The organism is Frankia sp. CgJB1 (assembly GCF_977947065.1).
In genome coordinates this window covers 1-2,354 of record NZ_CDWTNB010000101.1, presented here as the reverse complement: position 1 = coordinate 2,354, position 2,354 = coordinate 1, and the positions used below count along the sequence as shown (strand labels likewise).

Annotated in this window: 2 protein-coding genes; both read left to right on the top strand. The window is 68.8% G+C overall.

Translation table 11 applies throughout. From position 1 onward, the window contains the following. A partial coding sequence (locus AC08OT_RS12675) for a peroxidase family protein (RefSeq protein WP_476602842.1) occupies nucleotides 1-1,405 on the top strand: 1,405 nt, incomplete at its 5' end. Nucleotides 1,406-1,439: 34 nt separating this feature from the next. Then, nucleotides 1,440-1,961, top strand: a complete 522-nt coding sequence (locus AC08OT_RS12670; protein WP_476593154.1) for a hypothetical protein — start codon at nucleotides 1,440-1,442, stop codon at nucleotides 1,959-1,961. Nucleotides 1,962-2,354 lie beyond the last annotated feature (393 nt).

Below are 2,354 nucleotides of genomic sequence, written 5' to 3'. Positions count from 1 at the left end.
CGCGGCCAACCCGGACGAGCATGTCGGCCCGGAGCCCGAGGGCGCCCCCCTCGAGGAGCAGGGCTTCGGCTGGACGAGCACCTTCGGCACCGGCAGGGGCGGGGACACGATCACCAGCGGGCTTGAGGGTGCGTGGACGAACACCCCGGTGAACTGGGACAACAGCTTCTTCGAGATCCTGTTCGGCCACGAGTGGGAGCTGGCGAAGAGCCCCGCCGGTGCGAACCAGTGGAAGCCCAAGGACGGTGCCGGTGCCGGTGCCGGCACCGTCCCCGACGCCCACGACGCATCGAAGAGCCACGCCCCCACGATGCTGACGACGGACCTCGCCCTCCGGTTCGACCCGATCTACGAGCCCATCTCGCGGCGCTTCCTGGAGAACCCGAGCGCGTTCGCGGACGCGTTCGCCCGGGCGTGGTTCAAGCTGACGCACCGTGACCTGGGGCCGGTCGCGCGCTACCTCGGCCCGGAGGTCCCGACCGAGACGCTGCTGTGGCAGGACCCGCTCCCGGCGGTGGCCCACGAGCTCATCGACGCCGCGGGCGTCGCCACTCTCAAGGGTCAGATCCTCGCCTCGGGCCTGTCGGTCTCCCAGCTGGTCTCCACCGCGTGGGCGTCGGCCTCGACGTTCCGCGGTGGTGACAAGCGCGGCGGCGCCAACGGTGCGCGCATCCGCCTCGAACCGCAGCGCGGTTGGGAGGTCAACGACCCCGACCAGCTGGCGGCGGTCCTGCGCACGCTGACGGGGATCCAGGAGGCCTTCAACGCCGCCCAGACCAGCGGCAAGCAGGTCTCGCTCGCCGACCTGATCGTGCTCGCCGGTGGTGTTGCCGTCGAGCGGGCCGCCGCGAACGCCGGCTTCGACGTCGAGGTCCCCTTCGCACCGGGACGTACCGACGCGTCGCAGGAGCAGACCGACGTGGAGTCGTTCGCGGTGCTCGAGCCGACGGCGGACGGGTTCCGCAACTACCTCGGGAAGGGCCACCGCCTGCCGGCTGAGTACCTTCTGCTCGACCGGGCGAACCAGCTGACCCTGAGCGCCCCCGAGCTGACGGTCCTCGTCGGTGGTTTGCGGGTCCTGGGTGCCAACTACCAGCAGTCGCCGCTCGGCGTCTTCACCGCGACTCCCGGGTCGCTGACGAACGACTTCTTCGTCAACCTGCTCGAGCTGGGCACGACGTGGAAAGCGACGTCCGAGGACGCGAACACCTTCGAGGGCCGCGATGCCGCCACGGGCAAGGTCAGGTGGACCGGCAGCCGCGCCGACCTCGTCTTCGGTTCGAACTCCGAGCTGCGCGCGCTCGCGGAGGTCTACGCGAGCGACGACGCGCGGGAGAAGTTCGTGCACGACTTTGTCGCGGCGTGGGTCAAGGTGATGAACCTCGACCGGTTCGACCTCGTCTAATCCTGGTTCACCTCGCCCGATCCTGACGTCCAGGTTGGCCCGTGCCGGGCCAACCTGGACGTCCTCGGTCCCCGGTCCCGAGCTCCCCGTTCCCGTACCGAGCATCGGCCTCACCACCGGCGCACTCGCCGTACTCGCCGTACTCGCCGAGATCTCCCTCACCGCCGCCGCCGCGCTCGGGAAGAGCGATAGCGTGCGCGCCGCCAGCCTGCATCTGGACACGCCTGGCGACTGGCCCACGCGCCCACCCGAGGCACGGGAGAAACCCTCGGCATCCGATCCCCTCGCTCCCCTGCTGCTCTATACCCAGGCCTGGGCCGGCGACCGCCACGGTTCGGCGCACAGCCGGATACTGCCCACCAGATCGGCCACCCAGGTGATGTCGATGGACGTGACCTTCGTCCGTTCCTTCCCCCTCGACGCGGAGGCCGAGGCTGCGGTCACCGTGCGACGCGTAAGTCGACAACTCGCTGTAGCCAACTCCGAGATCGGAACGGCGGGATCCCGTCCGAGCGTGCTCGCGCGTTTCCTCGTCTCGCGCATCACCGTCCGCTGACCCCTTCGAGGACGCGCTGGTCAACGCCCGTTCGAGGACTGGACGGAGCGGGGACCGCAGCAGTCCGGTCGAGCGCGCCCGCACCTGAGCCGAGTCGGTCAGGTCGACATTTTTATTAACTCTGCGTAACAGAATGCGGAATACAACGTGGTCCTTCGCCGCCCCGGACCGGAGGGCCACCCCTATTGCTGCCACAATGCGACTTTGTAAGCACGGTTCGTAGCCAGACCGCACCAAAGACCACTAACCGCACATCCAACATTGCAGTCCGGAGTCGGGGGAATGCCAGGTCCCGGACAGCGCGATCATCAGGGGGATCAAGAGATCATGACGTTAACGCATCCGACCGAGACGCCGACGAGCCGGATGACCGGGCATCCGGTTCGGCTGGCT